1 pseudogene is annotated in these 387 nt (G+C 58.1%); it reads right to left on the bottom strand.

Annotation, left to right across the window (positions count from 1 at the left end):
• Window positions 1–247: pseudogene (locus tag P0G09_RS15935) on the bottom strand (hypothetical protein); the annotation flags it as partial.
• Between the last annotated feature and the right edge of the window lie 140 nt (window positions 248–387).

Here is a 387-nt window from a genome sequence, read left to right as displayed (position 1 = left end):
GGCTCTTGCGGACGGTGATCTGGTAGACATTGGCCTTGAACCTCACCAGTGTCAGATTGCCCTCCGGGGTCAGTGCGCCCGTTTCCTCATCCGTAATGGTGACAGCATCTTCTTCCTCTACGATTTCCGGCAGGACAGGTTCTTCCACCGGGGTGGTATCGCCCTCATAGGCGAAAGCAGGAGCAGCCATGCCGATGCACAGCACCGCCGATACCAGCAGTGCGCCAAATTTCTTAATCTTCATCATTGACATCTTCCTCCTTGTCAAAAGTTGCACCCACAGCGGCCAGCGCAGCCGGGTTCGGGGTGGTGTTGGCCGACTGCCGCAGCAGGGCGGCAAGCTGTTCCGGACTGACCTTTGCACTGCGCACCATTTCGTTCACCTCG

It is taken from the genome of Faecalibacterium sp. DFI.5.82 (genome assembly GCF_029076575.1).
Taxonomy (GTDB): Bacteria; Bacillota; Clostridia; order Oscillospirales; family Ruminococcaceae; genus Faecalibacterium; species Faecalibacterium duncaniae.
The sequence above is the reverse complement of the archived record's forward strand: the minus strand, read 5'-3'. Positions and strand labels throughout refer to the sequence as shown.